This is a genomic window from Pseudomonas sp. TE31087 (assembly GCF_057284075.1).
Map to the genome: position 1 here is coordinate 3,499,950 of NZ_JBXVNN010000001.1, position 25,093 is coordinate 3,525,042.

Genomic DNA, 25,093 nt, shown 5'->3' on the forward strand with positions numbered 1-25,093 from the left:
GAGGCAACACTGAAAACCTGGGGCCGCTACGCGCCCCATCGCGGCACAAGGCCGCTCCTACAGGGACCGCGCAAGACAGCAAGCCCTGCGTTTCAGCAAAATCAAAAGCCCAACAAATTCAACCCCTTGGCGAACCGCACCGATTCCCGCTAGCATCGCCCCAGCCATTTGCGCCAATAATAAGTCCAAGCCCGCAGCGCCCAACCCATCGAGGCCAGCATGTACATCTATCGTTTGGTCCTGCTTCTGGTCGTGGGGATCTACCTGTTCTCCCCGGCCATCATGGACTGGTGGATCGAGCCGACCGGAGCCTGGTACCGCCCCTACCTGCTCTGGCTGATCCTGATCGTCGTCACCTTCATCCTGCAGAGCCAACGAGATGCCGATGAGCTTTAGCCTGACCCAGATGATCCTGATCAGCGCCGCCTACCTGCTGGTGCTGTTCGGCGTGGCCTGGATCAGCGAACGCGGGCTGATCCCGCGCGCGGTCATCCGCCACCCCCTGACCTACACCCTGTCGCTGGGCGTCTACGCCAGTGCCTGGGCCTTCTATGGCTCGGTCGGCCTGGCCTACCAATACGGCTACGGCTTCCTCGCCTGTTACCTGGGGGTGTCCGGGGCCTTCCTGCTGGCACCGGTGTTGCTCTACCCGATCCTCAAGATCACCCGCACCTACCAGCTGTCGTCGCTGGCCGACCTGCTGGCGTTTCGCTTTCGCAGCACCTGGGCCGGCGCGCTGACCACCATCTTCATGCTGATTGGCGTGCTGCCGCTGCTGGCCCTGCAGATCCAGGCGGTGGCCGACTCGATCAGCATCCTCACCGGCGAACCGGTCAAGGCGCGGGTGGCGTTCGCCTTCTGCGTGCTGATCGTGCTGTTCACCATCTTCTTCGGCTCGCGCCATATCGCCACCCGCGAGAAGCATGAAGGCCTGGTGTTCGCCATCGCCTTCGAATCGGTGATCAAGCTACTGGCCCTCGGCGGCGTCGGCCTCTACGCGCTGTACGGCGTGTTCGGTGGGCCGCACGGCCTGGAAGTCTGGCTGCTGCAGAACCAGACCGCCCTCGCCGCCCTGCACACCCCACTGCAGGAGGGGCCGTGGCGCACCCTGCTGCTGGTGTTCTTCGCCTCGGCGATCGTCATGCCGCACATGTACCACATGGCCTTCACCGAGAACCTGAGCCCGCGCTCGCTGGTGAGCGCCAGCTGGGGCCTGCCGCTGTTCCTGCTGCTGATGAGCCTGGCCGTGCCGCTGGTGCTGTGGGCCGGCCTGCGCCTGGGCGCCAGCACCAACCCCGAGTACTTCACCCTGGGCCTGGGCATCGCCGCCAACAACGAAGCGCTGGCGCTGCTGGCCTATGTCGGCGGGCTGTCGGCCGCCAGCGGGCTGATCATCGTCACCACCCTGGCGCTGTCAGGCATGGCCCTGAACCACCTGGTGCTGCCGCTGTACCAGCCGCCGGCCGAAGGCAACATCTACCGCTGGCTGAAATGGACCCGCCGGGCGCTGATCGTCGCCATCATCACCGCCGGCTTCGTCTTCTACCTGACCCAGAATACTCACCAGAGCCTGGCCAACCTGGGCATCGTCGCCTTCGTCGCCACCCTGCAGTTCCTGCCCGGCGTGCTCTCGGTGCTGTACTGGCCGACCGCCAACCGCCGCGGCTTCATCGCCGGGCTGCTGGCCGGCATGCTGGTGTGGATGGTGACCATGCTGCTGCCGCTGCTGGGCAACCTGCAGGGCTTCTACATCCCGCTGCTGGACATGATCTACGTGCTGGACGATACCAGCTGGCACATGGCGGCCATCGCCTCGCTGGCGGCCAACGTCCTGCTGTTCACCCTGATCTCGCTGTTCACCAACGCCAGCAGCGAGGAGGTCAGCGCCGCCGAGGCCTGCGCGGTGGACAACGTGCGTCGCCCGCAACGCCGCGAGCTGCACGCCGCCTCGCCCCAGGAGTTCGCCACCCAGCTGGCCAAGCCGCTGGGCGCCAAGGCCGCGCAGAAAGAGGTGGAACAAGCCCTGCGCGACCTCTACCTGCCCTTCGACGAGCGCCGCCCCTACGCCCTGCGCCGCCTGCGCGACCGCATCGAGGCCAACCTCTCCGGCCTGATGGGCCCGAGCGTGGCCCAGGACATGGTCGAGACCTTCCTGCCCTACAAGTCCGGCAACGAGAACTACGTCACCGAGGACATCCACTTCATCGAGAGCCGACTCGAGGATTACCACTCACGCCTGACCGGCCTTGCCGCCGAGCTCGACGCCCTGCGTCGCTACCACCGCCAGACCCTGCAGGAACTGCCCATGGGCGTGTGCTCGCTGGCCAAGGACCAGGAGATCCTGATGTGGAACAAGGCCATGGAGGAGCTCACCGGGATCGCCGCCAAGCACGTGGTCGGCTCGCGTCTGGTGACCATCGGCGAGCCCTGGCGCGGCCTGCTGCAAGGCTTCATCAACGTGCCCGACGAGCACCTGCACAAGCAGCGCCTGGCCCTCGATGGCCAGCCGCGCTGGCTCAACCTGCACAAGGCGGCCATCGACGAGCCACTGGCACCGGGCAACAGCGGCCTGGTGCTGCTGGTCGAGGACCTCACCGAGACCCAGGCGCTGGAAGACAAGCTGGTGCACTCCGAACGCCTGGCCAGCATCGGTCGCCTGGCGGCGGGCGTGGCCCACGAGATCGGCAACCCGATCACCGGCATCGCTTGCCTTGCGCAGAACCTGCGCGAGGAACGCGAGGACGACGGCGAGATCATCGAGCTGTCCAGCCAGATCCTCGAGCAGACCAAGCGCGTGTCGCGCATCGTCCAGTCGCTGATGAGCTTCGCCCATGCCGGTGGCAGCCAGCAGAACAGCGAGGAGCCGGTGTGCCTGGCCGAAGTCGCGCAGGACGCCATTGGTCTGCTGGCGTTGAACCGGCGCAATTTCGAAGTACAGTTCTTCAACCTCTGCGACCCGCAACACTGGGTCGAGGGCGACCCGCAGCGCCTGGCCCAGGTGCTGATCAACCTGCTTTCCAACGCCCGCGACGCCTCCCCGCCCGGCAGCGCCGTGCGCGTGCGCAGTGAAGTGAACGAACACACCGTCGACCTGATCGTCGAGGACGAAGGCAGCGGCATCCCGAAAAGCATCATGGACCGCCTCTTCGAACCCTTCTTCACCACCAAGGACCCGGGCGAAGGAACCGGACTGGGGCTCGCTCTGGTCTATTCCATCGTGGAAGAGCATTATGGGCAAATCACCATCGACAGCCCGGCTGACATCGAGCGCCAACGTGGTACCCGGATCCGCGTGACCCTGCCCCGGCATGTCGTAGCGACGTCCCCTGAAATTCGAGACCGTCGAGAGAATTGAATCAATGCCGCATATTCTGATCGTCGAAGACGAAACCATCATCCGTTCGGCCCTGCGTCGCCTGCTCGAACGGAACCAGTACCAGGTCAGCGAAGCCGGCTCGGTGCAGGAAGCCCAGGAACGCTTCAGCATTGCCACCTTCGACCTGATCGTCAGCGACCTGCGCCTGCCGGGCGCCCCGGGCACCGAGCTGATCAAGCTCGGCCAGGGCACCCCGGTGCTGATCATGACCAGCTACGCCAGCCTGCGCTCGGCGGTGGACTCGATGAAGATGGGCGCGGTGGACTACATCGCCAAGCCCTTCGACCACGACGAGATGCTCCAGGCCGTGGCCCGCATCCTGCGCGACCGGCAGAACGCTCCAGCCACCGCGCCTGCCGCCGAGCCACGCGCCGGTAACGGCAAGGCCGCCAGCGACAAGGCAGGTAGCGCGGCCGCCAACGGCGAGATTGGCATCATCGGCTCCTGCCCGCCCATGCAGGACATGTACGTCAAGATTCGCAAGGTCGCCCCGACCGACTCCAATGTGCTGATCCAGGGCGAGTCGGGCACCGGCAAGGAGCTGGTCGCCCGAGCCCTGCACAACCTCTCGCGCCGGGCCAAGGCACCGATGATCTCGGTGAACTGCGCGGCGATCCCCGAAACCCTGATCGAGTCGGAACTGTTCGGCCACGAGAAGGGAGCGTTCACCGGCGCCAGCGCCGGGCGCGCGGGCCTGGTCGAGGCCGCCGACGGCGGCACGCTGTTCCTCGACGAGATCGGCGAACTGCCCCTGGAAGCCCAGGCCCGCCTGCTGCGCGTACTGCAGGAAGGCGAGATCCGCCGGGTCGGTTCGGTGCAGTCGCAGAAGGTCGATGTGCGCCTGATCGCCGCGACCCACCGCGACCTGAAGAACCTGGCCAAGGCCGGGCAGTTCCGTGAAGACCTGTACTACCGCCTGCACGTGATCGCCCTGAAACTGCCAGCCCTGCGCGAGCGCGGCAGCGACGTCAACGAGATCGCCAATGCCTTCCTTGCCCGCCAGAGCGCACGCATCGGCCGCGACGACCTGCACTTCTCCCACGAGGCCGAGCAGGCCATCCGTCACTACAGCTGGCCGGGCAACGTGCGCGAACTGGAAAACGCCGTGGAGCGCGCAGTGATTCTCAGCGAGAGCGCGGAAATTTCCGCCGACCTGCTGGGCATCGATATCGAGCTGAGCGACCTGGAAGACGATGACGTGCTGGACAGCCTGCCAAGCCTGGCCAGCGCCAACAACGCCAGCCACGAGCCAACCGAGGACCTGTCGTTGGAGGACTACTTCCAGCATTTCGTCCTCGAGCACCAGGACCACATGACCGAGACCGAGCTGGCGCGCAAGCTGGGCGTCAGCCGCAAATGCCTGTGGGAACGCCGCCAGCGCCTGGGTATCCCGCGACGCAAGAGCAACGCCACCAGCGACAATTGATTCTATGTAATCTGATCGCGGGGCCAGCCCGCTCCCACGCCAGCCTTGCCTGGTCCGTGGGAGCGGGCTAGCTCCGCGATGCGTTTGTGCGGTAACACATCAGTTCCCGCAAAAATCTGTTACCCACCCTGTCAGCCGTAACATCCCCCGAGGCGTAAGGTAACGAAATTTCTACATTTGCCCCGCCCAAAAACCTGTCTGAACCGCTGAAACCCCCGATTTCATTGGGTTTTCAAAAGTTGGCACGGCACCTGCTATATGTCTGGTACAAGAACAATAACAAGCACTGCAACTCAGAATAAGAACAAGACGAAACGGCTCACGCACAATAAGAACAAGACGGCGGAGGCGCAGCTAACTGATTCTTTTGGAGAGGCGTTGTGTTTGGGGCTTGCCCCACGATCAGGCAGAGAACAACAAAAACTGCACTAAAAAGCAGCACCTGAACTGATTGGATCGACAGATCAGCATCAACTCGGCGACCAAAGCAATCCGTTTGCTCTTCACCCCCGGTTTGGGGGTCGTCCACAAGCTTCGAGATTTGTGGACAGGGCATTCAACAAAAACAAGAAGCCCGGCAAAAAAACAATAAGAGCACGCAACGACTTTGATGGGGAGCTTCGGCTCCCCATGTCGTTTCTCCCTTTCGCATCGCCCTTGCCACACCGCCTACACCATTCCCCCAGTAAATGCTAGAATCCCCGCCCATCATGCGGCCATTCTCCTATCCTTGGCCGATCATTCCTTCAAACAGTGCATCCCATGCTGAAGAAGCTGTTCCAGTCGTTCCGCCCGCCCGTCCGTGGCCAGCACCACAGGCGCACCACGCCTGAAGTGATCAACAAGAGCCAGCACTCGCTGCAGCGCAGCCAGTTCAGCCGCCATGCCGTGGGCATCGTCGAGCGTCTGCAGGCAGCCGGTTACCAGGCCTACCTGGTCGGTGGCTGCGTGCGCGACCTGCTGCTGGGCATCACGCCCAAGGACTTCGACGTCGCTACCAGCGCCACCCCCGAGCAGATCCGCGCGGAGTTCCGCAACGCCCGCATCATCGGCCGGCGTTTCAAGCTGGTGCACGTGCATTTCGGCCGTGACATCATCGAGGTCGCGACCTTCCGTGCCCCGCACTCGGATGAAGACCAGTCCGATAGCCACCGCTCGTCGCACAATGCCAGCGGCCGCATCCTGCGCGACAACGTGTACGGCACCCTGGAAGAAGACGCGCAACGCCGCGACTTCACCATTAACGCCCTGTACTACGACCCGGTCAGCGAGCGCATCCTCGACTACGCCAACGGTGTCCACGACATCCGTAACCGCCTGCTGCGCCTGATCGGCGACCCGACGCACCGCTACCAGGAAGACCCGGTACGCATGCTGCGCGCCGTGCGCTTCGCCGCCAAGCTGGACTTCGGCATCGAGAAGCACACTGTGCAACCGATCCGCGAACTGGCGCCCATGCTGCGTGACATTCCGCCGGCACGCCTGTTCGAGGAGTGCCTCAAGCTGTTCCTCAACGGCCAAGGCGCGATCACCTTCGAGATGCTGGTCGACCTGCAACTGTTCGAGCCGCTGTTCCCGGCCAGCAGCCAGGCCCTGGAAGAACGCCCGACCTACACCCACACCCTGATCAGCCAGGCCCTGAGCAACACCGACCTGCGCGTCAAGCAGGGCAAACCGGTGACCCCGGCATTCCTCTTCGCCGCCCTGCTCTGGCCGGCCCTGCCGGGCCGCGTGCTGTACCTGCAGAGCCAAGGCGTGCCGCCGATCCCTGCCATGAACGGCGCGGCCCACGACCTGATCGCCGAACAATGCGCACGCATTGCCATCCCCAAGCGATTCACCCTGCCGATCCGCGAGATCTGGGACATGCAGGAGCGCCTGCCACGACGCAGTGGCAAACGCGCCGACATGCTGCTGGACAACCCGCGCTTCCGCGCCGGCTACGACTTCCTCCTGCTGCGTGAAAGCGCCGGCGAGGAAACCGACGGCCTGGGCGAGTGGTGGACCGACTACCAGGACGCCAACGACAGCCAGCGCCGCGACATGATCCGCGAGCTCGGCAGCCGTGACGACGGCGCCACTGCCGGCCCACGCAAGCGCAAGCGCAGCGGCGGCAAACGCAAGCGTGATGACGAGCAGGCCTGGGACTGAGCATGAACACCCGTGCGTTCATCGGCCTGGGCAGCAACCTGGATGAACCCGCCGAGCAGCTGCGCAGCGCCCTGCAGGCGCTGGACCTGATCGCCGATACCCGCCTGGCGGCGGCCTCGGCGCTCTACACCAGCGACTCCCTGCTGCCCGGCCAGCCGCGCTACACCAACGCAGTGGCGGCCATCGACACGGCCTTGGCGCCGCTGGACCTGCTCGACGCGCTGCAAGCCATCGAGAACGACCAGGGCCGCGTGCGCCAGGAGCGCTGGGGCCCACGCACCCTCGACCTCGACGTGCTGTTGTTCGGTGACCGGGTCATTGACGTGCCGCGCCTGCAGGTGCCGCACTACCACATGCACGCACGCCCCTTCGTGCTCTACCCGCTCGCCGAGCTGGTGCCCGCCGAATTCCGCCTCGCCGACGGCCGCGCCCTGGCGCAGTTGCTCGAAGACTGTCCGTTCGTCGGCCTGGAACGCCTGTAATTCGGGCGTTTCCGACGGCGGTAACGCCAGTAACACCGGTACCGTAACAATGCGGTAACACGGCTGGTTGACTTCCCCCACCTCGCTCACGACTATAGGCGTCCCGCGGCGCCACTCTGCCGCAATCACCCATTTAGGCCCGGACGGACCTGTGCCCGAACATCACAGACGATGATGTGCCGCTCCGGAAGATGAATACACGCGTTGTACGCAGTTGTTGTTCACAGCGCCTGAACGAGGATTCCCCTACATGCCTGAAGTAACCCTGACCACCCTGCATGGCCTGAAGGCCAAGGGCGAAAAAATCACCATGCTGACCTGCTATGACGCGACCTTCGCCAAGGCCGCCAGCCAAGCCGGCGTGGAAGTCCTGCTGGTGGGCGACTCCCTGGGGATGGTCCTGCAGGGCCATGACAGCACCCTGCCGGTCACCAACCGCGACATGGCCTACCATACCGCCTGCGTCAAGCGCGGCAACGATGGCGCGCTGATCCTCGCCGACCTGCCGTTCATGGCCCACGCCACCCCCGAACAGGCCTTCGCCAACGCCGCCGAACTGATGCGCGCCGGCGCCCACATGCTCAAGATCGAAGGCGCCGCCTGGCTGGGCGAGACCATCCGCCTGCTGGCCGAGCGCGGTGTGCCGGTGTGTGCGCACATGGGACTGACCCCGCAGACGGTCAACGTGCTGGGTGGCTACAAGGTCCAGGGCCGCCAGGAAGCCCAGGCCCGCCAGATGCGCGCCGACGCCATCGCCCTGGAGCAGGCCGGCGCGGCCATGCTGCTGCTCGAGTGCGTGCCCAGCGAGCTGGCGGCGGAGATTACCCAGGCGGTGGGCATTCCGGTGATCGGCATCGGCGCCGGCAGCGCCACCGATGGCCAGGTGCTGGTCCTGCATGACATGCTCGGACTGTCGCTCAGCGGCCGCGTGCCGAAGTTCGTGAAGAACTTCATGGCCGGCCAGCCGGACATCCAGAGTGCCCTGGCCGCCTATGTCCGTGCGGTCAAGGACGTCAGCTTCCCTGGCAGCGAGCATGGGTTCAGCGCATGAATACCGTCAAGACCGTCCGTGAACTGCGTGCCGCCGTGGCCCGCGCCCGTGGCGAAGGCAAGCGCATCGCCTTCGTGCCGACCATGGGCAACCTGCACAGCGGCCACGCCGCCCTGGTGACCAAGGCCGCCCAGCGCGCCGACTTCGTGGTCGCCAGCATCTTCGTCAACCCGCTGCAGTTCGGCGCGGGCGAGGACCTGGACAAGTATCCCCGCACCCTCGCCGCCGACCAGGAAACACTGCTGCAGGCCGGCTGCCACCTGCTGTTCGCCCCCACCGTCGAGGAGATGTACCCCGACGGCATGGCGGTGCAGACCCGGGTGAGCGTGCCGCAACTGTCCGAAGGCCTGTGCGGCGCCAGCCGCCCCGGACACTTCGAAGGCGTGGCGACGGTGGTCAGCAAGCTGTTCAACATGGTCCAGCCAGACCTTGCCGTGTTCGGCGAAAAGGACTTCCAGCAACTGGCGGTGATCCGCGCCATGGTGCGCGACCTGAACATGCCGATCCAGATCATCGGCGAGCCGACCGTGCGCGCCGAGGACGGCCTGGCGCTGTCGTCGCGCAATGGCTACCTGACGCCGGAGCAGCGAGCCACCGCCCCGGTGCTGTATCGCACCCTGAGCGGCATCGCCGACGCCCTGCGCCGTGGCCAACGCGACTTCGCGGCGCTGATCGCCGAGGGCCAGGCGCAACTGGAAGCGGCAGGCCTGCGCAAGGACTACCTGGAAGTGCGCCACGCCCTGACGCTGCGTCCGGCGCTGATCGACGACCGTGACCTGGTGGTGATCGCCGCGGCGTACCTGGGTAACACCCGGCTGATCGACAACATCTACCTGCACCTGGAAGAGCAGAGCGCCTGATATGACCCGTGGGAGCGGGCTTGCCCCGCGATAGCGCCTGCCCAGGCAACCGCAATCGCGGGGCAAGCCCGCTCCCACGACGCTCAACCTCACGAAGTCTGCTGTCACAAAGCCAGCTCTCACGATCACCCTCGTGACAATTTTCATCCTCCTCGCTTGCCTCACCCATTCCCGGTTTCCTACCAATGCCTATAATGTCCAGCTTGCAACCGGCAACGAATGCCGCTGTCCAAGCCTGACCATGCACCAAGGAAACCACCCGCAATGGCGTATTACCGTACCCCCCACGATGTGACGGCGCTGCCCGCCTGGCAGGCGCTTCAGCAACACCGCGACGCCATGCAGGGCTTCAGCATGCGCGAAGCCTTCGCCGCCGACGGCAAGCGCTTCGAGCAGTTCTCCTTGAGCAGCTGCGGCCTGTTCCTCGACTACTCGAAGAACCTGATCACCGAGCAGACCCGTGACCTGCTGGTGAACCTGGCCAAGGACGTCGACCTGGAAGCGGCCATCAAGTCGATGTTCAGCGGCGAGATCATCAACGCCTCCGAAGGCCGTCCGGTGCTGCACACCGCCCTGCGCCGCCCGGTCGGCGACAAGCTCAGCGTGAACGGCGTCAACGTGATGCCGGAAGTGCACAAGGTGCTGAACCAGATCACCGAACTGGTCGGCCGCATCCACGACGGCCTGTGGCGCGGCTACAGCGAAAAACCGATCACCGACGTGGTCAACATCGGCATCGGCGGCTCGTTCCTCGGCCCCGAGCTGGTCTCCGAGGCGCTGCTGCCCTACGCCCAGCGCGGCGTGCGCTGCCACTACCTGGCGAACATCGACGGCAGCGAGTTCCATGAGCTGTCGGCCAACCTGCGCGCCGAGACCACCCTGTTCATCGTCTCGTCGAAGTCGTTCAACACCCTGGAAACCCTGAAGAACGCCCAGGCCGCGCGCACCTGGTACCTGGCCCAGGGCGGTTCGGAAGCCGAGCTGTACCGCCACTTCATCGCCGTATCCAGCAACAAGGCCGCGGCCGTGGCCTTCGGCATCCGCGAAGAGAACATCTTCCCGATGTGGGACTGGGTCGGCGGGCGCTACTCGCTGTGGTCGGCCATCGGCCTGCCGATCGCCCTGGCCATCGGTACCGCCAACTTCAAGGAACTGTTGTCCGGCGCCTACACCATGGACCAGCACTTCCAGACCGCGCCGTTCCGAGAAGAACATGCCGGTGCTGCTGGCCCTGCTGGGCGTGTGGTACGGCAACTTCTGGGGCGCCCAGGCCCACGCGATCCTGCCGTACGACCATTACCTGCGCAACATCACCAAGCACCTGCAGCAACTGGACATGGAGTCCAACGGCAAGAGCGTGCTGCAGGACGGCAGCCCGGTGAAGACCGACACTGGCCCGGTGATCTGGGGCGGCGTCGGCTGCAACGGCCAGCACGCCTACCACCAGTTGCTGCACCAGGGCACCCAGCTGATCCCGGCCGACTTCATCGTGCCGGTGGTGAGCTTCAACCCGGTGGCGGACCACCATCAGTGGCTGTACGCCAACTGCCTGTCGCAGAGCCAGGCGCTGATGCTCGGCAAGACCCGCGAGGAAGCCGAGGCAGAACTGCGCGCCAAGGGCCTGAACGAGGCCGATATCGCCAAGCTGGCGCCGCACAAGGTGATCCCGGGCAACCGCCCGAGCAACACCCTGGTGGTCGAGCGCATCAGCCCGCGCCGCCTCGGTGCGCTGGTGGCGATGTACGAGCACAAGGTGTTCGTGCAGAGCGTGGTCTGGGGCATCAACGCCTTCGACCAGTGGGGCGTGGAGCTGGGCAAGGAACTGGGCAAGGGCGTGTACCAGCGCCTGGTGGGCGCCCAGGAGGACAACGCCGAGGACGGCTCCACCCAGGGCCTGATCAACTACTTCCGCGGTCGTCACCGCGGCTGACGCTACACAGCCGCTCTTTGTGTAGGAGCGGCCTTGTGCCGCGAAAGGGCCGCACAGCGGCCCCGGCAATCATCATGGGGCCGCTTCGCGGCCCTTTCGCGGCGCAAGGCCGCTCCTACACGGACACCATGATCCTCAAGGAACATCACCTCTAGCTACACTGTCCATCGAATAGCCGTTGCAGTCCCTCGCCCCTAACAAGAGCAGGACCACCCGCCATGTTCGATATCCGCGACTATCCCCAGGCCCTGGCCGTGAGCCAGTCCGCCACCCTCAGCGACGACGAATACCGCCGCCTCTACCGCCAGTCGGTGGATGATCCCGACGCCTTCTGGGCCGAACAGGCCAAGCGCCTGGACTGGATCAAGCCCTGGTCAAGCGTGCAGCAATGCGACCTGAACACCGGCAGCGCCCGCTGGTTCGACGGCGCCCAGCTCAACGTCAGCCATAACTGCATCGATCGCCACCTGGCCCAGCGCGGCGAGCAAACCGCCCTGCTCTGGGAAGGCGACGATCCCGCGGACAGCAAGGCCATCAGCTACCGCGAACTGCACCGCCAGGTCTGCCGCCTGGCCAACGCCCTGAAAGCCCGTGGTGTGAACAAAGGCGACCGGGTGTGCATCTATATGCCGATGATCCCCGAGGCCGCCTACGCCATGCTCGCCTGCACGCGCATCGGCGCCATCCACTCGGTGGTGTTCGGCGGCTTCTCCCCCGACGCCCTGCGCGACCGCATCCTCGACGCCGACTGCCGCACCGTGATCACCGCTGACGAAGGCGTACGGGGCGGCAAGCGCATCCCACTCAAGCACAACGTCGACAAGGCGCTGGCAAACTGCCCGAACGTCAGCAGCGTGCTGGTGGTCAGGCGCACCGGCAGCGATGTGATTTGGAGCGAAGACCGCGACCTCTGGTATCACGAGGTGACGGAAAAGGCCGCTGACGACTGCCCGGCCGAGCCGATGAACGCCGAGGATCCGCTGTTCATCCTCTACACCTCGGGCAGCACCGGCAAGCCCAAGGGCGTGCTGCACACCACCGCCGGCTACCTGCTGCAGGCGACCATGACCTTCAAGACCGTGTTCGACTACCGCGACGGCGAGGTGTTCTGGTGCACCGCCGACGTCGGCTGGGTCACCGGCCACAGCTATATCGTCTACGGCCCGCTGGCCAACGGCGCGATCTCGCTGATGTTCGAAGGCGTGCCCAACTACCCCGACACTTCGCGCTTCTGGCAGGTGGTCGACAAGCACCGGGTGAACATCTTCTACACCGCGCCCACCGCCCTGCGCGCGTTGATGCGCGAAGGCGACGGGCCGCTACAGACAACCCGGCGCGATAGCCTGCGCCTGCTCGGCAGCGTCGGCGAGCCGATCAACCCGGAAGCCTGGGAATGGTATTTCGAAGAGGTCGGACAGAAACGCTGCCCCATCGTCGACACCTGGTGGCAGACCGAGACCGGCGGCATCATGCTCACCCCCCTCCCCGGCACGCCACGGCTCAAGCCGGGCTGCGCCACCCAGCCGATGTTCGGCGTGCAACCGGTACTGCTGGACGACAAAGGCAAGCTGATCGAAGGCCCCGGCGCCGGGCTGCTGGCGATCAAGGCCAGCTGGCCCGGGCAGATCCGCAGCGTCTACGGCGATCACCAGCGCATGGTCGACACCTACTTCAAGCCGATGCCCGGCTACTACTTCACCGGCGACGGCGCCCGCCGCGATGCCGATGGCGACTACTGGATCACCGGGCGCATCGACGATGTGATCAATGTTTTCCGGCCACCGTATCGGCACCGCCGAGGTGGAGAGCGCCCTGGTGCTGCACGACAGCGTCGCCGAGGCCGCCGTGGTGGGTTATCCCCACGAGCTCAAGGGCCAGGGTGTGTATGCCTTCGTCACTCCCATGAACGGCGTGGCGCCGGACGACGCGCTCAAGGCCGAACTGCTGGCCCTGGTCAGCAAGGAGATCGGCAGCTTCGCCAAACCCGAGCTGATCCAGTGGGCCCCTGCCCTGCCCAAGACCCGCTCGGGCAAGATCATGCGGCGCATCCTGCGCAAGATCGCCTGTAATGAACTGGACAACCTGGGCGACACCTCCACCCTCGCCGACCCAAGCGTGGTCCAGGGCCTGATCGACAAACGCCTGAACCAATAGGCCGCTTCGCAGGGCGGCCGCTGCCGGCCGTCCTGCGGTGAATTGACATATCGGTAAATACCGATATTATCGCGTCATGGAACTGCTCGACGTATTCAAGGCACTCTCGAACCGCACACGCCTCGAGATCCTCAAAGGCTTGAAAGACCCGGTGAATCACTTTCCTCCACAGGACGAAGGTGACGTTCACACCGTGGGTGTCTGTGTGAGCAGTATCCAGGAAGGCGTGGGGCTGTCGCAGTCAACGGTGTCCGACTACCTGGCCACCCTGCAGCGTGCAGGCCTGGTCGAGGTCCGCCGCATTGGCCAGTGGACCTACTACAAGCGCAACGAAGCGGCCATCAGCGCGCTCGCCGAGCTGATCGGGAGCGACCTGTAGGGTTTGCTTTTACCTCACTATATCGATATTTCTCGATATCCCGTTTTAACGAAATCAAGGAGCAATCCCCGAGGTGCCTGCCAGGCGCCCAGAAATAGAAAGGCAGCTTGATCTCACTTTATATATCGATATTTCTCGATATCCCTTTTTATCGAAGCGAGGAAACACCATGAAAGCGTTGATACTGGATGCCTTCGGCGGCCCGGATGCATTCGTCTATCGTGACATCGCCAAGCCGGTGCCAAAGGCCGGGCAGGTACTGGTCAGGGTGCATGCCACCTCCGTCAATCCGCTGGACTACCAGGTGCGTCGCGGCGACTATCCCGACCTGGTGCCGCTGCCGGCCATCACCGGGCACGACGTCTCCGGCGTCGTCGAGGCCGTCGGGCCTGGGGTGACGGCGTTCAGCCCCGGTGACGAGGTGTGGTACACCCCGCAGATCTTCGAGGGCGCCGGCAGCTATGCCGAATACCACGTCGCCGCCGAAGGCATCGTCGGCCGGAAGCCGCCGTCGCTGAGCCATCTCGAGGCGGCAAGCCTGAGCCTGGTCGGCGGCACGGCCTGGGAGGCGCTGGTGCTCCGCGCGGCGCTCAGGGTGGGCGAGAGCATCCTGGTGCATGGCGGTGCAGGCGGCGTCGGCCATGTGGCGATCCAGCTGGCCAAGGCCATGGGCGCCAGGGTCTTCACCACGGTACGCGAAGCGAATGCCGAATTCGCGCGACGCATGGGCGCCGATGTGATCATCGACTACGAGCGCCAGGACTATGTCGATGTCATCCTCAAGGAAACCGCAGGCCATGGCGTCGACGTGGTATTCGACACCATTGGCGGCGATACCCTGTCTCGCAGCCCGGACGCCCTGGCCCAGTTGGGGCGCGTGGTGTCGATCGTGGACATCGCGCAACCACAGAACCTCATTCAGGCATGGGGCAAGAACGCGAGCTATCACTTCGTCTTCACCCGGCAGCAGCGCGGCAAGCTCGATGAGCTGAGCGCGCTGGTCGAGCGCGGACAACTGCGGCCACATGTGGGCGCCATCTATCCCCTGGCCGACGTTGCGCTCGCCCATGCCCGGCTGCAAAGCCCCAACAATGGCCTGCAAGGAAAGATCGCCATTGCGGTCGTGCCTGCGGCCGAACCCAGCAACGCTTGACGCCCCCTCGCCCAACCCAATCATGAGGACCGCCATGATCTACGAAATCGCCATTCTTCCCATCCAGCAGGCGCGCATCGACAGTTTCAGGCACGCCTTCGCCGAAGTCGCCCCTCTGCTCAGTCGGGCCAAAGGGTACCTCAGCCACCTGCTCGCGCAAGGGATCGAAACACCCCATCACTTCAACCTGATCGTACAGTGGCAATCCCTCGAGGATCACACGCCTGGCTTCGAGACCAGCGAAGACCACCAGGTCTTCATGGCCCACCTCACACCGTATTTTTCCGAGGAGCCCACGGTTTATCATATCCACGGAGGCGCGCTCGAGACGCACGCCCCCGCCGGCCCGGGAGACGCCCGGCCAATGGACATACGCCTCAATTCATAGACGGCCGCCATGGCGGCCAGCACAGGTCGCCATGGAAGTCCTACGTCGTCGCATCGAAACCCAGGTCATGAGCCTCACCGGGCTGGCCCTCGGCCAGCTCGACCTGGAATCGCCCAAGGGTGATCCCGGCCTGTTCGGCCCAAAGAGCATCAGCTGGCAGGTACATGGCGACTTCCCCAGCATGTTGGTGGGCGGGATCAGCGCGTTGATGCTGCAACTGCTGCACCCGCTGGCACTGGCCGGGGTGTGGGACCATTCGAATTTCCGCCAGGATCTGCTCGGACGCCTGCGCCGTACCAGCCAGTTCATCTCCGGCACCACCTTCGGCTCGACCCGCGACGCCGAGTGGCTGATCGACAAGGTTCGCACCATCCACCTCAAGGTGACCGGCACCGCGCCCGATGGCCGTCCCTATGCGGCGAGCGACCCCGACCTGCTGACCTGGGTGCATGTGGCCGAAGTCAGCAGCTTCCTCGCCGCCCACCTGCGTTATCGCAATCCTCGCCTGCCACGCGCCGAGCAGGACGCCTACTACGACGAGATCGCGCTGATCGCCGAGCGCCTCGGCGCACGTGACGTGCCACGCTCCTGCGCCGAGGTCGACGAGTACCTGCGGCGCATGCGCCCGCAACTGCAGTGCGACGCGCGCAGCCTGGAGGTGATGGACATCCTGCTCAAGGCCCCGGCGCCCAGCCGGATGGCCGAGCCGGTGGGCAAGCTGATGCTCAACGCCGGCATCGACCTGCTGCCCGAATGGGCCAGCGAAATGCTCGGCCTGCACCAGGGCGCGTTCGAGCGGCGCATGATCCGCCTGGGCCTTAACAACACCGCCCCGGTGCTGCGCTGGGCCATGCGCGACGGTTCGGCGCACCGCGCACGGCGGCGCATGGGCATCGAATGAGGTATTTTGCTCCGTTCATCGGAACCGATTTAACGTGCCATACTCCAAGCACTCCAGCCTGATACAGACGATGCGACACATGCCCAAAGGATTGACCCGCGCTATCGGCGCACTGCTGGCCCTCGTGGCCCTGTACGGCCTGCTCGGCTTTTTCATTCTCCCCGGTGTCGCCCTGCGCATCGCCAACCAGCAACTGGCGCAATACGCCACGGTGCCGGCGCACCTGCAGCGCATCGAGCTCAACCCGTTCAGCCTTGAACTGACCCTCTGGGGCCTGCAGATTGGCGAGCCCGGCAAGGAGCAGGTCGGCTTCGAGCGCCTGTATGCCAACCTGTCCCTCGACAGCCTGTGGACCAAGGCCCTGCGCCTGGACGCCGTGGAGCTGGACAAGCCGCGCACCGAGCTGCTGTTCGCCAAGGACGGCAGCCTCAACCTGGCCCAGTTGTTCAAGATCCCGCCCAGCGAGCCCAAGCCGGAGGAGCCGCCAAGCGACCCATTCCCGCTGCGCATCGCCAGCATCAAGCTCAGCGAAGGCTACCTGCATTTCCAGGACCTGCGCCCGAGCGAGCCAATCGAGTTCCTTTACGACTCGATGAACCTGGAGCTGAAGAACCTCAGTACCCTGCCCGACGACAACGCCGACATGACCCTGGTGGCCAACGGCCCGGCTGGTGGGCGCATCGACTGGAGCGGCACCCTGAGCCTGTCGCCGATCGCCTCCGAAGGCACCCTCAAGGTCACCGACGGCAAGATGAAGCTGTTCTGGCCTTATGTGCGCGACGCCGTGCCGCTGGTGCTGGAAGACGGCATGGTCAGCCTCGACACCCACTACAAGCTCAACCTCGCCAAGGAAACCGAGCTGCTGCTCGACAACACCTCGGTGCGGGTCGCGCCCTTCGCCATCCAGGCCCCGGACGGGCGCCCGCTGGCCCGCCTGGCCAGCCTGGAGGTGAGCGAGACCTCCATCGACCTGGCCAAACAGCTGGTCACCGTCGGCAAGATCCGCAGTGAGAAGCTGGAGACCTGGGCGGCCCTGGAGAAGGACGGCCAGCTCGATTGGCAGAAGCTGTTCGCCAGCCAGCCGGCCAAGCCCACGCCCAAGGAAAAGGCAGAACCCGCAGCCGCCGAACCGACTCCGGAACAACAGGCCGCCAAGGAGCCGAGCAAACCCTGGCAGGTGCTGCTCAAGGACGTGCAGGCGCGCAACTACCTCATTCACCTGGCTGACCGTAGCCAGAAAGAGCCCGTGGCCCTGGATGTCGGCCCACTCAACCTCGACCTGCAGAACTTCGACAGCCTCAACCAGTCACCCTTCACCCTCAAGCTCGACACCGGCGTGGGCAAGCAAGGCAAGTTGCAGGCCGCGGGTCAGGTCAACCTGGCGCCAGTCAGCGCGAAACTCGACGTCGCCACCCGCGACATCGACCTGCGGGTGGCCCAGGCCTACATCAGCCCGTTCATCCGCCTGGAACTGCGCAGCGGCATGCTCTCCAGCGACCTCAAGGTCGACCTCAAGAGCACCGAGCCACTGGCCTTCAGCATCACCGGCAAGGCCCAGGCCAACCAGCTGCACACCCTGGACACCATCAAGAACCGCGATTTCGTCAAATGGCAGCAGGTCAACGTCGACGGCCTGTCCTATGTGCACGGCGATGCCCTGTCGATCGACAAGGTTACCCTGCTGCAACCCTATGCGCGCTTCATCATCAACGAAGACCGCACCACCAACGTCGACGACCTGCTGATCCCGCAACCCGCGGACAAGCCAGCCGCGGCGCCGAGCAAGCCGGCCGCGTCCAGCGGCGGCAAGGAACTGGGCATCCGTATCGGCCAGATCAGTATCAACGATGGTTCGGCCAACTTCGCGGACCTGACCCTGACCCCCAACTTCGCCACTGCCGTACAGCAGCTCAACGGCCAGATCGGTACCATCGACAACCGCAAGCCGTTGCCGGCCAAGGTGGATATCAAGGGCAAGGTGGACCGCTACGCACCGGTCACCATCAAAGGTGCGCTCAACCCGTTCAACCCGCTGGCCAGCCTGGACATCGCCACCAGCTTCAAGCGTGTCGAGCTGACCACGCTCACCCCCTACTCCGGCAAGTTCGCGGGCATGCGCATCCGCAAGGGCCGGCTGAACCTCGACCTGCACTACCTGATCACCAACGGCCAGCTCAAGGCCGAGAACAAGGTGGTGATCGAACAGCTGCAACTGGGCGAGAAGGTCGACAGCCCGGACGCCGTGGACCTGCCGATCCGCCTGGCCGTCGCCCTGCTCAAGGACACCGAAGGCAGGATCTCCATCGAGTTGCCGGTATCGGGCGACCTCAACAACCCGCAGTTCAGCGTGATGCCGATCGTCTGGCAGACCCTGCGCAACCTGGTGCTGCGCGCGGCCCAGGCGCCGTTCAAGCTGCTCGGCGGGCTGGTCGCCGGCGGCGGTTCGGAAGATTTGGGCAACGTTTCTTTCGCGGCGGGCTCCAGCGACCTTACCCCTGAAGTGCAGGCGTCCCTGGACAAGCTCGCTTCGGCCCTGAAAGAGCGCCCTGAGCTGCGCCTGGAGATCGAGGGCACCGCCGCCCAGAGCAGTGACGGCCCGCTGATCGCCCAGCAGCGCCTGGAGCGCGAGTACCAGGCCACCAGGTACAAGATCCTCCAGCGCCGCGGCGACAAGGTACCGGCCAACGCCTCGTTGCTGGTGGTCGATGACAGCGACAAGCCGGCGATGCTCGAAGGCATCTACCGTACCCGTCTCAAGCAGCAGCCACCGGCCGAGTGGGAGAAGCTGGGCCGTGACGAACGCAGCGCCAAGCTGCGCGAGGCGGTAATCAAGTCCTGGGCGGAAAGCACCGCATTGCTGCGCACCCTCGGCCAGGAACGCGCCAGCAGCATCAAGGACTACCTGGTGGACAAGGGCCAGCTGGAAGATGACCGGGTGTACTTTATCGACACCAATCTCGGCCAGGCAGAGAGCGATGGCCGAGTGGTGACACCGATGCATCTGGATGCCGAGTAACCCTTCACGACCGCGACGCCCTCATCGCCGGCTTGCCGGCGATGAGGGCAGCACAGGCGATCAATCCCATCAGACCAGCCGCTGCCCCGACACCGCCGGGTGATACAACGGCTGCACCTTGTTCCCCGCAGGGTCCAGCAAATGGAAGCTGCGGGCACCATCGCCATGATTGAAGGGGCGATCCAGCAGCGTCACGCCGTGGGCCTTGAAGTACTGATACCAGGCTTCGAGTTCCTCCACGCTGTCGACGATGAATCCATAGTGATCCAGGGTCTGCAGCCCGTTGGCCGCTCCGGCGCCACGTCCCAGCGACAGGTTATCGTTACCGCAGGTGAGGTAGACCAGGTCTTCGTTGGCGCGGTTCAGCACCTCCATGCCCAGCACATCCACGTAGAAGCGCTCGCATTCCTCCAGGTTGGGGACCAGCAAGGCAATATGACGCAGGCCATTCAGGCGACCTGGGCGGGCAGGTAGTTCGGACATGAGCAAGGCTCCTTTTTTGTATACAATTCAAAACAGAATTTAAAACAAAAGGAGCTTCCTGTGTACTGCCTGTTTATCAAGACACGTGTGAAACCCGGTACTGCCGAAGCTTTCCTGACGGCGATCAAGGCCAATGCCGCCGCTTCGGTGGCCACCGAGCCGGGCTGCCTGGTGTTCGATGTGGCCCAGGATCGGGAGAGTCCGGATGTGATCTACCTGTACGAGATCTACCAGGACGACGCTGCATATGAGGCCCATACCCAGACGGCGCATTTCCGGGACAGCAGGCCTTTGGTGGAGCCTTTGATCGTGGAACAGGTGTGCTTCGAGAGCGATGTGATCGCACGTAATCCGGCGCTATAACGCCTTGTGTAGGAGCGGCCTTGTGCCGCGAAAGGGCTGCACAGCAGCCCCGGCAATTCGATGGTGGCTCAGAACCTGGGGCCGCTACGCGCCCCTTTCGCGGCACAAGGCCGCTCCTACAGGGAAGCGCAAGCAAAAGCCCCGGCAGATGCCGGGGCTTTTGCTTGAAGGGGTGGCCAAATCCTTTTGGCCGACGGGACATTCCTTACTCGGACTTCAGGCCATCAGCCGAGACGGCCTGCACGCCCTTGATCTTCTTGGCGATGGCGACTGCCATATCCTTCTGCGCGTCGGTAATGGCCACGTCCGAGGACAGGGACACTACGCCTTTGTTGGTTTCGACCTTGATGTCACTGCCTGGCACGCCTTTCTCGGTCATCAGGTCAGCCTTCACCTTGGTGGTGATCCAGGTGTCGGAAGTAGCTTCCTTGGCTTTGGTCACCTCACCGGCCGCCAGCGTCATCGGGGCCTGGGTGGACTGGGCAGCGAACGCCGCGTTAGCCATGGTCAGGGTCAGAGCGGTGGCAGTAGCGGCAGCAATGGCGAACTTCTTCATGTGGGTCACTCCTGTTTTTCGAAAGGTCTGCGCCGTGGTTCCTGGCGTCAGGTAGAAGTGATGTTGCAGGGCGTGTGCCAGCTTTCCTCATAAATATTAATTCTTATAAATCAACAACTTATTAATTTTGGTCGACATCGATGATCGTGCAATTTGCAAGCCCGGGCAAAATCCTGCATGCAAGATGCAAGTCCACAAGACAAAGCCACAGGCATAAAAAAAGGACCCCGAAGGGTCCTTCCTGTCAGCCTGGTGAGGCTTAGACGCCCGATGCCTTGGCAGCGGCAACGTCCTTGATCGACAGTTTGATACGGCCGCGGTTGTCCACGTCCAGTACCAGCACTTCGACTTCCTGGCCTTCCTTCAGCACGTCGGTGACCTTCTCGACGCGAGCATCGCTCAGCATGGAGATGTGCACCAGGCCGTCCTTGCCCGGCAGGATGTTGACGAAGGCGCCGAAGTCGACGATGCGCTCGACCTTGCCGACGTAGATCTTGCCGATCTCGGCCTCGGCGGTGATGCCCAGGATGCGCTGCTTGGCAGCGTCCGCGGCTTCCTTGGTCTCGCCGAAGATCTTGATCGAGCCGTCGTCTTCGATATCGATCGAAGCCTTGGTCTCTTCGCAGATGGCGCGGATGGTGGCGCCACCCTTGCCGATGACGTCACGGATCTTGTCGGTGTCGATCTTCATCGCGATCATGGTCGGGGCGTTGGCCGACAGCTCGGTACGCGACTCGCCGATGATCTGGTTCATCTGGCCGAGGATGTTCAGGCGCGCTTCCAGGGCCTGGCCCAGGGCGATCTCCATGATCTCTTCGGTGATGCCGTTGATCTTGATGTCCATCTGCAGCGCGGTGACGCCCTTGGCGGTACCGGCTACCTTGAAGTCCATGTCGCCCAGGTGGTCTTCGTCACCGAGGATGTCGGTCAGGACGGCAAACTTCTCGCCTTCCTTGACCAGACCCATGGCGATACCGGCAACCGGGGCTTTCATCGGCACGCCGGCATCCATCAGGGCCAGCGAGGCGCCGCAGACCGAAGCCATGGAGCTGGAACCGTTGGACTCGGTGATTTCCGACACCACGCGGATGGTGTACGGGAACACGTCGGCGGCCGGCAGCATGGCCTGGACCGAACGACGGGCCAGACGGCCGTGGCCGATTTCGCGACGGCCGGCACCGCCCATGCGGCCACACTCGCCCACCGAGAACGGCGGGAAGTTGTAGTGCAGCATGAAGGGGTCTTTCTTCTCGCCTTCGAGGGTGTCCAGCAGCTGGGCGTCACGGGCAGTACCCAGGGTCGCGACGACCAGGGCCTGGGTTTCGCCGCGGGTGAACAGCGCCGAACCGTGGGTTTTCGGCAGAACGCCGACTTCGATGTTCAGCGGACGCACGGTCTTGGTGTCGCGACCGTCGATACGCGGCTTGCCGTTGACGATGTTTTCGCGAACGGTGCGGTATTCGATTTCGCCGAAGATGTCTTTGACTTCACCAGCCGAAGGCTGGCCTTCTTCACCGGAGAACTTGGCGATCGCCTGATCGCGCAGCTCGCCCAGGCGGGCGTAACGGTCAGCCTTGACGGTGATGGTGTAGCCCTGGGAAACGGCTTCGCCGAACTCGGCACGGATGGCGTTGAACAGCTCGGTGTTGGCCGCAGCAGGTTTCCAGTCCCAGGTCGGCTTGGCCGCTTCGGCAGCCAGCTCTTTGACAGCCTGGATGACAGCCTGGAATTCGTCGTGGGCGAACAGTACGGCACCCAGCATCTGGTCTTCGGTCAGCTCTTTGGCTTCCGACTCAACCATCAGTACCGCATCGGAGGTACCGGCAACGACCATGTCCAGGCTCGAGGCAGCCAGTTGCTCGTAGGTCGGGTTCAGCAGGTAGCCGGTGCTTTCATGGAAGGCCACGCGGGCGGCGCCGATCGGGCCTTCGAACGGAATGCCGGAGATAGCCAGGGCAGCCGAGGTACCGATCATCGCGGCGATGTCCGGATCGGTCTTCTTGCTGGTGGAAACCACGGTGCAGACGACCTGGACTTCGTTCATGAAGCCTTCAGGGAACAGCGGGCGGATCGGACGGTCGATCAGGCGCGAGGTCAGGGTTTCCTTCTCGGAAGGACGGCCTTCACGCTTGAAGAAACCGCCTGGGATCTTGCCGGCGGCGTAGGTCTTTTCCTGGTAGTGCACGGACAGCGGGAAGAAGCCCTTGCCCGGATCAGCCTGCTTGGCGCCAACCACGGTCACCAGCACGGTGACATCGTTGTCGACGGTGACCAGCACGGCGCCGGTGGCCTGACGGGCGATGCGGCCCGTTTCGAGGGTTACGGTCGATTGACCGAACTGGAATTTCTTGATTACCGGGTTCACGGTTTCCTACCTTCTTCAGTGGCTCTTGGGGGAACTGGTTCTTGCGAATTCTTGGGCAGAACGGGGAATCGGCCCCATTGACCGTCCAGATACAACACGAGGCTGGGAGCCTGGCGCCGGGCGGATAAACCGCACGACGGACCAGGCTGCCAACCTCGCTGATCGCGTGGCGTGTCCAACGCCAGGGTTGCCAGGCAACCCTGCCGATGCATGCGACACGCCATGCAACACCACTGGCCAGACCGCTATTAGCGACGCAGGCCCAGGCGACCGATCAGGGCGCTGTAACGAGTGGTGTCTTTGCCCTTCAGGTAATCCAGCAGCTTACGACGCTGGTTGACCATACGGATCAGACCACGACGGGAGTGGTGGTCTTTATCGTTGGCCTTGAAGTGGCCTTGCAGCTTGTTGATGTTGAAGGTCAGCAGAGCAACCTGCACTTCCGGGCTACCGGTATCGCCGGCGGCTTGCTGGTAATCGGCAACAATTTGAGCTTTTTCTTCGACGCTGAGGGCCATTTGGCTTCTCCTGATAAACGGATCCCGCGAGCGGGGTCCAATAGGCCAGGGACAAGTCCCCGTATTAAAAAGAAGAGGTGTGACCGTGCCTAATAACAGCCAACCTCGTATCCACCGGTTTCAGCATAAGCCTCTACCCGTGGTTCCGGTCATTCCGACCGAATCAGTCGACGCGGCGCAACGCGCCCGTCTTCGCTCACTTCACCGATACCGATGAAGCGACCATTGTGATCCTGTACCCGGACCATGCCGAACTGCGGCGCGTCCGGCGCACGTACTGCCTGACCATGCAGCCAGTAGAACGCGCTGTGCTCGGACAGCAGCACCAGTGGCCAGTCCTGCAGCCCGCTGTCAGAAGGCATCAGGAAGCGATCGAGCGCTTCGTTGCCGCCTTCGGCGTGGGCTTGTTCGAGTTCCTCGAGCGTCACGGTCTGTGCCAGCTCGAAGGGGCCCGCCTGGGTACGACGCAGTTCAGCGACGTAGGCACCACAGCCCAGCGCCTCACCGATATCCTCCACCAGGGTGCGGATATAGGTGCCTTTGCTGCATCCAACCGAAAGGCGCGCACGGGTGCCTTCGCACTCGAGCAACTCCAAGCGGCTAATAGTAACAGAACGCGCCTCGCGCTCCACTACCTCTCCTGCACGAGCCAGCTTGTACAGCGGCTGACCATCACGCTTGAGGGCCGAGTACATCGGCGGCACCTGGAGGATTCCACCCTTGAAACGCGGGATCACGGCCTCGATGTCGGCGCGACCAACGGTCACTTCGCGGGTCTGCAGGACTTCGCCTTCGGCATCTGCGGTGCTGGTAGTCTGCCCCATCTGCATGACCGTCTCGTAGCCCTTGTCGGAATCGAGCAGGTACTGCGAGAACTTGGTCGCCTCGCCGAAGCACAGCGGCAGCACGCCGGTGGCCAGCGGGTCGAGGCTGCCGGTGTGGCCGGCCTTTTCCGCGTTGAGCAACCAGCGAACCTTCTGCAGCGCGGCGTTGGAGGTGAACCCCAGCGGCTTGTCGAGCAGGATGATGCCGCTGACGTTGCGGCGGATACGTTTGACCTGGGCCACCGCTTACTCCTTGGCGTCCAGCTCGTCGGCATCCTTGTGCAGGCGGTCTTCGGCCACCGCACGTTCGATCAGTGCCGACAGGTGGACACCACGGCTGACGCTCTCATCGAAGTGGAAGTGCAACTGCGGCACGCTGCGCAGCTGCATCGAGCGACCCAAGTGCAGGCGCAGGAAGCTGGCGGCACTGTTCAGCGCCTTGAGCGACTGCTTCACGGCGTCGGGCGTTTCTTCGCCCATGACGGTGATGAAAACCTTGGCATGGCCCAGGTCGCGGCTGACGTCCACGGCGGTGATGGTCACCAGGCCGACGCGCGGGTCTTTGACTTCACGGCGGATCAGCTCTGCCAGCTCACGCTGCATCTGATCGCCGATACGTTGGGTACGGCTGTATTCTTTTGCCATTCTTGCTACCTGTAACGTAAAGCGGCAAACGCCCGGTCAGGCTGAAGCCTGACCGGGCGCTACCTTGTGAGG

General features: G+C 64.1%; 19 protein-coding genes and 2 pseudogenes. 15 read left to right on the plus strand and 6 right to left on the minus strand.

Translation table 11 applies throughout. The features are described from left to right. Positions 1 to 219 precede the first annotated feature (219 nt). The 14 genes and pseudogenes from ACZ899_RS15775 (at position 220) to ACZ899_RS15840 (ending at position 19,267) form a co-directional block, all read left to right on the plus strand. Complete coding sequence (locus ACZ899_RS15775) at positions 220 to 396, plus strand: hypothetical protein (RefSeq protein ID WP_003250005.1); 177 nt, start codon at positions 220 to 222, stop codon at positions 394 to 396. Beyond that, positions 380 to 3,355 (plus strand): sensor histidine kinase, encoded by a 2,976-nt coding sequence (locus ACZ899_RS15780; protein ID WP_234560861.1) that lies wholly within the window; start codon positions 380 to 382, stop codon positions 3,353 to 3,355. Before ACZ899_RS15775 ends, ACZ899_RS15780 begins: the two co-directional genes overlap by 17 nt. Before the next feature lie 4 nt (positions 3,356 to 3,359). Further along, complete coding sequence (locus ACZ899_RS15785) at positions 3,360 to 4,802, plus strand: sigma-54-dependent transcriptional regulator (protein ID WP_234560862.1); 1,443 nt, start codon at positions 3,360 to 3,362, stop codon at positions 4,800 to 4,802. 762 nt (positions 4,803 to 5,564) lie between these two features. Next, entirely contained in the window at positions 5,565 to 6,953 is a 1,389-nt protein-coding gene (locus tag ACZ899_RS15790) for a polynucleotide adenylyltransferase PcnB (protein ID WP_234560863.1), read from the plus strand. A gap of 2 nt (positions 6,954 to 6,955) precedes the next feature. Beyond that, on the plus strand, positions 6,956 to 7,435 hold the full coding sequence (gene folK / locus ACZ899_RS15795) for a 2-amino-4-hydroxy-6-hydroxymethyldihydropteridine diphosphokinase (RefSeq protein WP_232856613.1): 480 nt from the start codon (positions 6,956 to 6,958) through the stop codon (positions 7,433 to 7,435). Positions 7,436 to 7,685: 250 nt separating this feature from the next. After that, positions 7,686 to 8,486 carry a 3-methyl-2-oxobutanoate hydroxymethyltransferase gene (gene panB / locus ACZ899_RS15800; RefSeq protein WP_110735118.1) on the plus strand — a complete coding sequence of 267 codons (801 nt, stop codon included), beginning with the start codon at positions 7,686 to 7,688 and terminating at the stop codon, positions 8,484 to 8,486. Further along, a complete protein-coding gene (panC, locus tag ACZ899_RS15805; RefSeq protein ID WP_232856612.1) occupies positions 8,483 to 9,346 on the plus strand; it encodes a pantoate--beta-alanine ligase in 864 nt (287 codons plus the stop codon). Before panB ends, panC begins: the two co-directional genes overlap by 4 nt. A 264-nt stretch (positions 9,347 to 9,610) precedes the next feature. Beyond that, positions 9,611 to 11,276, plus strand: a pseudogene (pgi, locus tag ACZ899_RS15810) (glucose-6-phosphate isomerase). A gap of 218 nt (positions 11,277 to 11,494) precedes the next feature. After that, positions 11,495 to 13,430, plus strand: a pseudogene (gene acs, locus ACZ899_RS15815) (acetate--CoA ligase). 76 nt (positions 13,431 to 13,506) lie between these two features. After that, positions 13,507 to 13,809 (plus strand): ArsR/SmtB family transcription factor, encoded by a 303-nt coding sequence (locus tag ACZ899_RS15820; protein ID WP_203648080.1) that lies wholly within the window; start codon positions 13,507 to 13,509, stop codon positions 13,807 to 13,809. A 169-nt stretch (positions 13,810 to 13,978) separates the two neighbouring features. Further along, entirely contained in the window at positions 13,979 to 14,962 is a 984-nt protein-coding gene (locus ACZ899_RS15825; RefSeq protein WP_234560866.1) for a zinc-dependent alcohol dehydrogenase family protein, read from the plus strand. 34 nt (positions 14,963 to 14,996) lie between these two features. Then, positions 14,997 to 15,350 (plus strand): antibiotic biosynthesis monooxygenase family protein, encoded by a 354-nt coding sequence (locus ACZ899_RS15830; protein ID WP_203648082.1) that lies wholly within the window; start codon positions 14,997 to 14,999, stop codon positions 15,348 to 15,350. 31 nt (positions 15,351 to 15,381) lie between these two features. After that, positions 15,382 to 16,251: an oxygenase MpaB family protein gene (locus ACZ899_RS15835; RefSeq protein ID WP_232856609.1), complete on the plus strand. Its 870-nt coding sequence runs from the start codon at positions 15,382 to 15,384 to the stop codon at positions 16,249 to 16,251. Positions 16,252 to 16,330: 79 nt separating this feature from the next. After that, positions 16,331 to 19,267: a DUF748 domain-containing protein gene (locus ACZ899_RS15840; protein ID WP_234560867.1), complete on the plus strand. Its 2,937-nt coding sequence runs from the start codon at positions 16,331 to 16,333 to the stop codon at positions 19,265 to 19,267. 69 nt (positions 19,268 to 19,336) lie between these two features. Here the strand turns inward: ACZ899_RS15840 and ACZ899_RS15845 are convergent, their stop codons facing one another. After that, positions 19,337 to 19,750, minus strand: coding sequence for a VOC family protein (locus ACZ899_RS15845; RefSeq protein ID WP_010955354.1), 414 nt, complete (start codon positions 19,748 to 19,750; stop codon positions 19,337 to 19,339). Between the two features lie 60 nt (positions 19,751 to 19,810). Here ACZ899_RS15845 and ACZ899_RS15850 point away from each other — a divergent pair, with 60 nt between their 5' ends. Then, positions 19,811 to 20,113, plus strand: coding sequence for a heme-binding protein (locus ACZ899_RS15850; protein WP_203648085.1), 303 nt, complete (start codon positions 19,811 to 19,813; stop codon positions 20,111 to 20,113). 205 nt (positions 20,114 to 20,318) lie between these two features. On the opposite strand, the gene ACZ899_RS15855 is transcribed toward ACZ899_RS15850, so the two are convergent. The 5 genes from ACZ899_RS15855 to rbfA all read right to left on the minus strand — a co-directional run bounded on the left by ACZ899_RS15855 (position 20,319) and on the right by rbfA (position 25,021). Then, positions 20,319 to 20,669 (minus strand): BON domain-containing protein, encoded by a 351-nt coding sequence (locus ACZ899_RS15855; protein WP_050706982.1) that lies wholly within the window; start codon positions 20,667 to 20,669, stop codon positions 20,319 to 20,321. Between the two features lie 259 nt (positions 20,670 to 20,928). After that, on the minus strand, positions 20,929 to 23,034 hold the full coding sequence (gene pnp, locus ACZ899_RS15860) for a polyribonucleotide nucleotidyltransferase (protein WP_232856606.1): 2,106 nt from the start codon (positions 23,032 to 23,034) through the stop codon (positions 20,929 to 20,931). Positions 23,035 to 23,282: 248 nt separating this feature from the next. Continuing rightward, entirely contained in the window at positions 23,283 to 23,552 is a 270-nt protein-coding gene (gene rpsO, locus ACZ899_RS15865; protein WP_203648087.1) for a 30S ribosomal protein S15, read from the minus strand. Between the two features lie 149 nt (positions 23,553 to 23,701). Continuing rightward, the gene (gene truB, locus ACZ899_RS15870) at positions 23,702 to 24,619 is read right to left on the minus strand and encodes a tRNA pseudouridine(55) synthase TruB (RefSeq protein WP_203648088.1); all 918 of its coding nucleotides are present in this window, start codon (positions 24,617 to 24,619) and stop codon (positions 23,702 to 23,704) included. Positions 24,620 to 24,622: 3 nt separating this feature from the next. Continuing rightward, entirely contained in the window at positions 24,623 to 25,021 is a 399-nt protein-coding gene (rbfA, locus tag ACZ899_RS15875; RefSeq protein WP_028691251.1) for a 30S ribosome-binding factor RbfA, read from the minus strand. Between the last annotated feature and the right edge of the window lie 72 nt (positions 25,022 to 25,093).

Bases quoted from the DNA above. Each gene is read 5' to 3' on its own strand.
- ACZ899_RS15775 (WP_003250005.1), top strand. From the start codon at position 220: ATGTACATCTATCGTTTGGTCCTGCTTCTGGTCGTGGGGATCTACCTG.
- rpsO (WP_203648087.1), bottom strand. From the start codon at position 23,552: ATGGCCCTCAGCGTCGAAGAAAAAGCTCAAATTGTTGCCGATTACCAG.
- ACZ899_RS15835 (WP_232856609.1), top strand. From the start codon at position 15,382: ATGGAAGTCCTACGTCGTCGCATCGAAACCCAGGTCATGAGCCTCACC.
- ACZ899_RS15790 (WP_234560863.1), top strand. From the start codon at position 5,565: ATGCTGAAGAAGCTGTTCCAGTCGTTCCGCCCGCCCGTCCGTGGCCAG.
- folK (WP_232856613.1), top strand. From the start codon at position 6,956: ATGAACACCCGTGCGTTCATCGGCCTGGGCAGCAACCTGGATGAACCC.
- rbfA (WP_028691251.1), bottom strand. From the start codon at position 25,021: ATGGCAAAAGAATACAGCCGTACCCAACGTATCGGCGATCAGATGCAG.
- ACZ899_RS15840 (WP_234560867.1), top strand. From the start codon at position 16,331: ATGCCCAAAGGATTGACCCGCGCTATCGGCGCACTGCTGGCCCTCGTG.
- ACZ899_RS15780 (WP_234560861.1), top strand. From the start codon at position 380: ATGCCGATGAGCTTTAGCCTGACCCAGATGATCCTGATCAGCGCCGCC.
- ACZ899_RS15845 (WP_010955354.1), bottom strand. From the start codon at position 19,750: ATGTCCGAACTACCTGCCCGCCCAGGTCGCCTGAATGGCCTGCGTCAT.
- ACZ899_RS15820 (WP_203648080.1), top strand. From the start codon at position 13,507: ATGGAACTGCTCGACGTATTCAAGGCACTCTCGAACCGCACACGCCTC.
- panB (WP_110735118.1), top strand. From the start codon at position 7,686: ATGCCTGAAGTAACCCTGACCACCCTGCATGGCCTGAAGGCCAAGGGC.
- ACZ899_RS15785 (WP_234560862.1), top strand. From the start codon at position 3,360: ATGCCGCATATTCTGATCGTCGAAGACGAAACCATCATCCGTTCGGCC.
- ACZ899_RS15830 (WP_203648082.1), top strand. From the start codon at position 14,997: ATGATCTACGAAATCGCCATTCTTCCCATCCAGCAGGCGCGCATCGAC.
- panC (WP_232856612.1), top strand. From the start codon at position 8,483: ATGAATACCGTCAAGACCGTCCGTGAACTGCGTGCCGCCGTGGCCCGC.
- ACZ899_RS15855 (WP_050706982.1), bottom strand. From the start codon at position 20,669: ATGAAGAAGTTCGCCATTGCTGCCGCTACTGCCACCGCTCTGACCCTG.
- ACZ899_RS15825 (WP_234560866.1), top strand. From the start codon at position 13,979: ATGAAAGCGTTGATACTGGATGCCTTCGGCGGCCCGGATGCATTCGTC.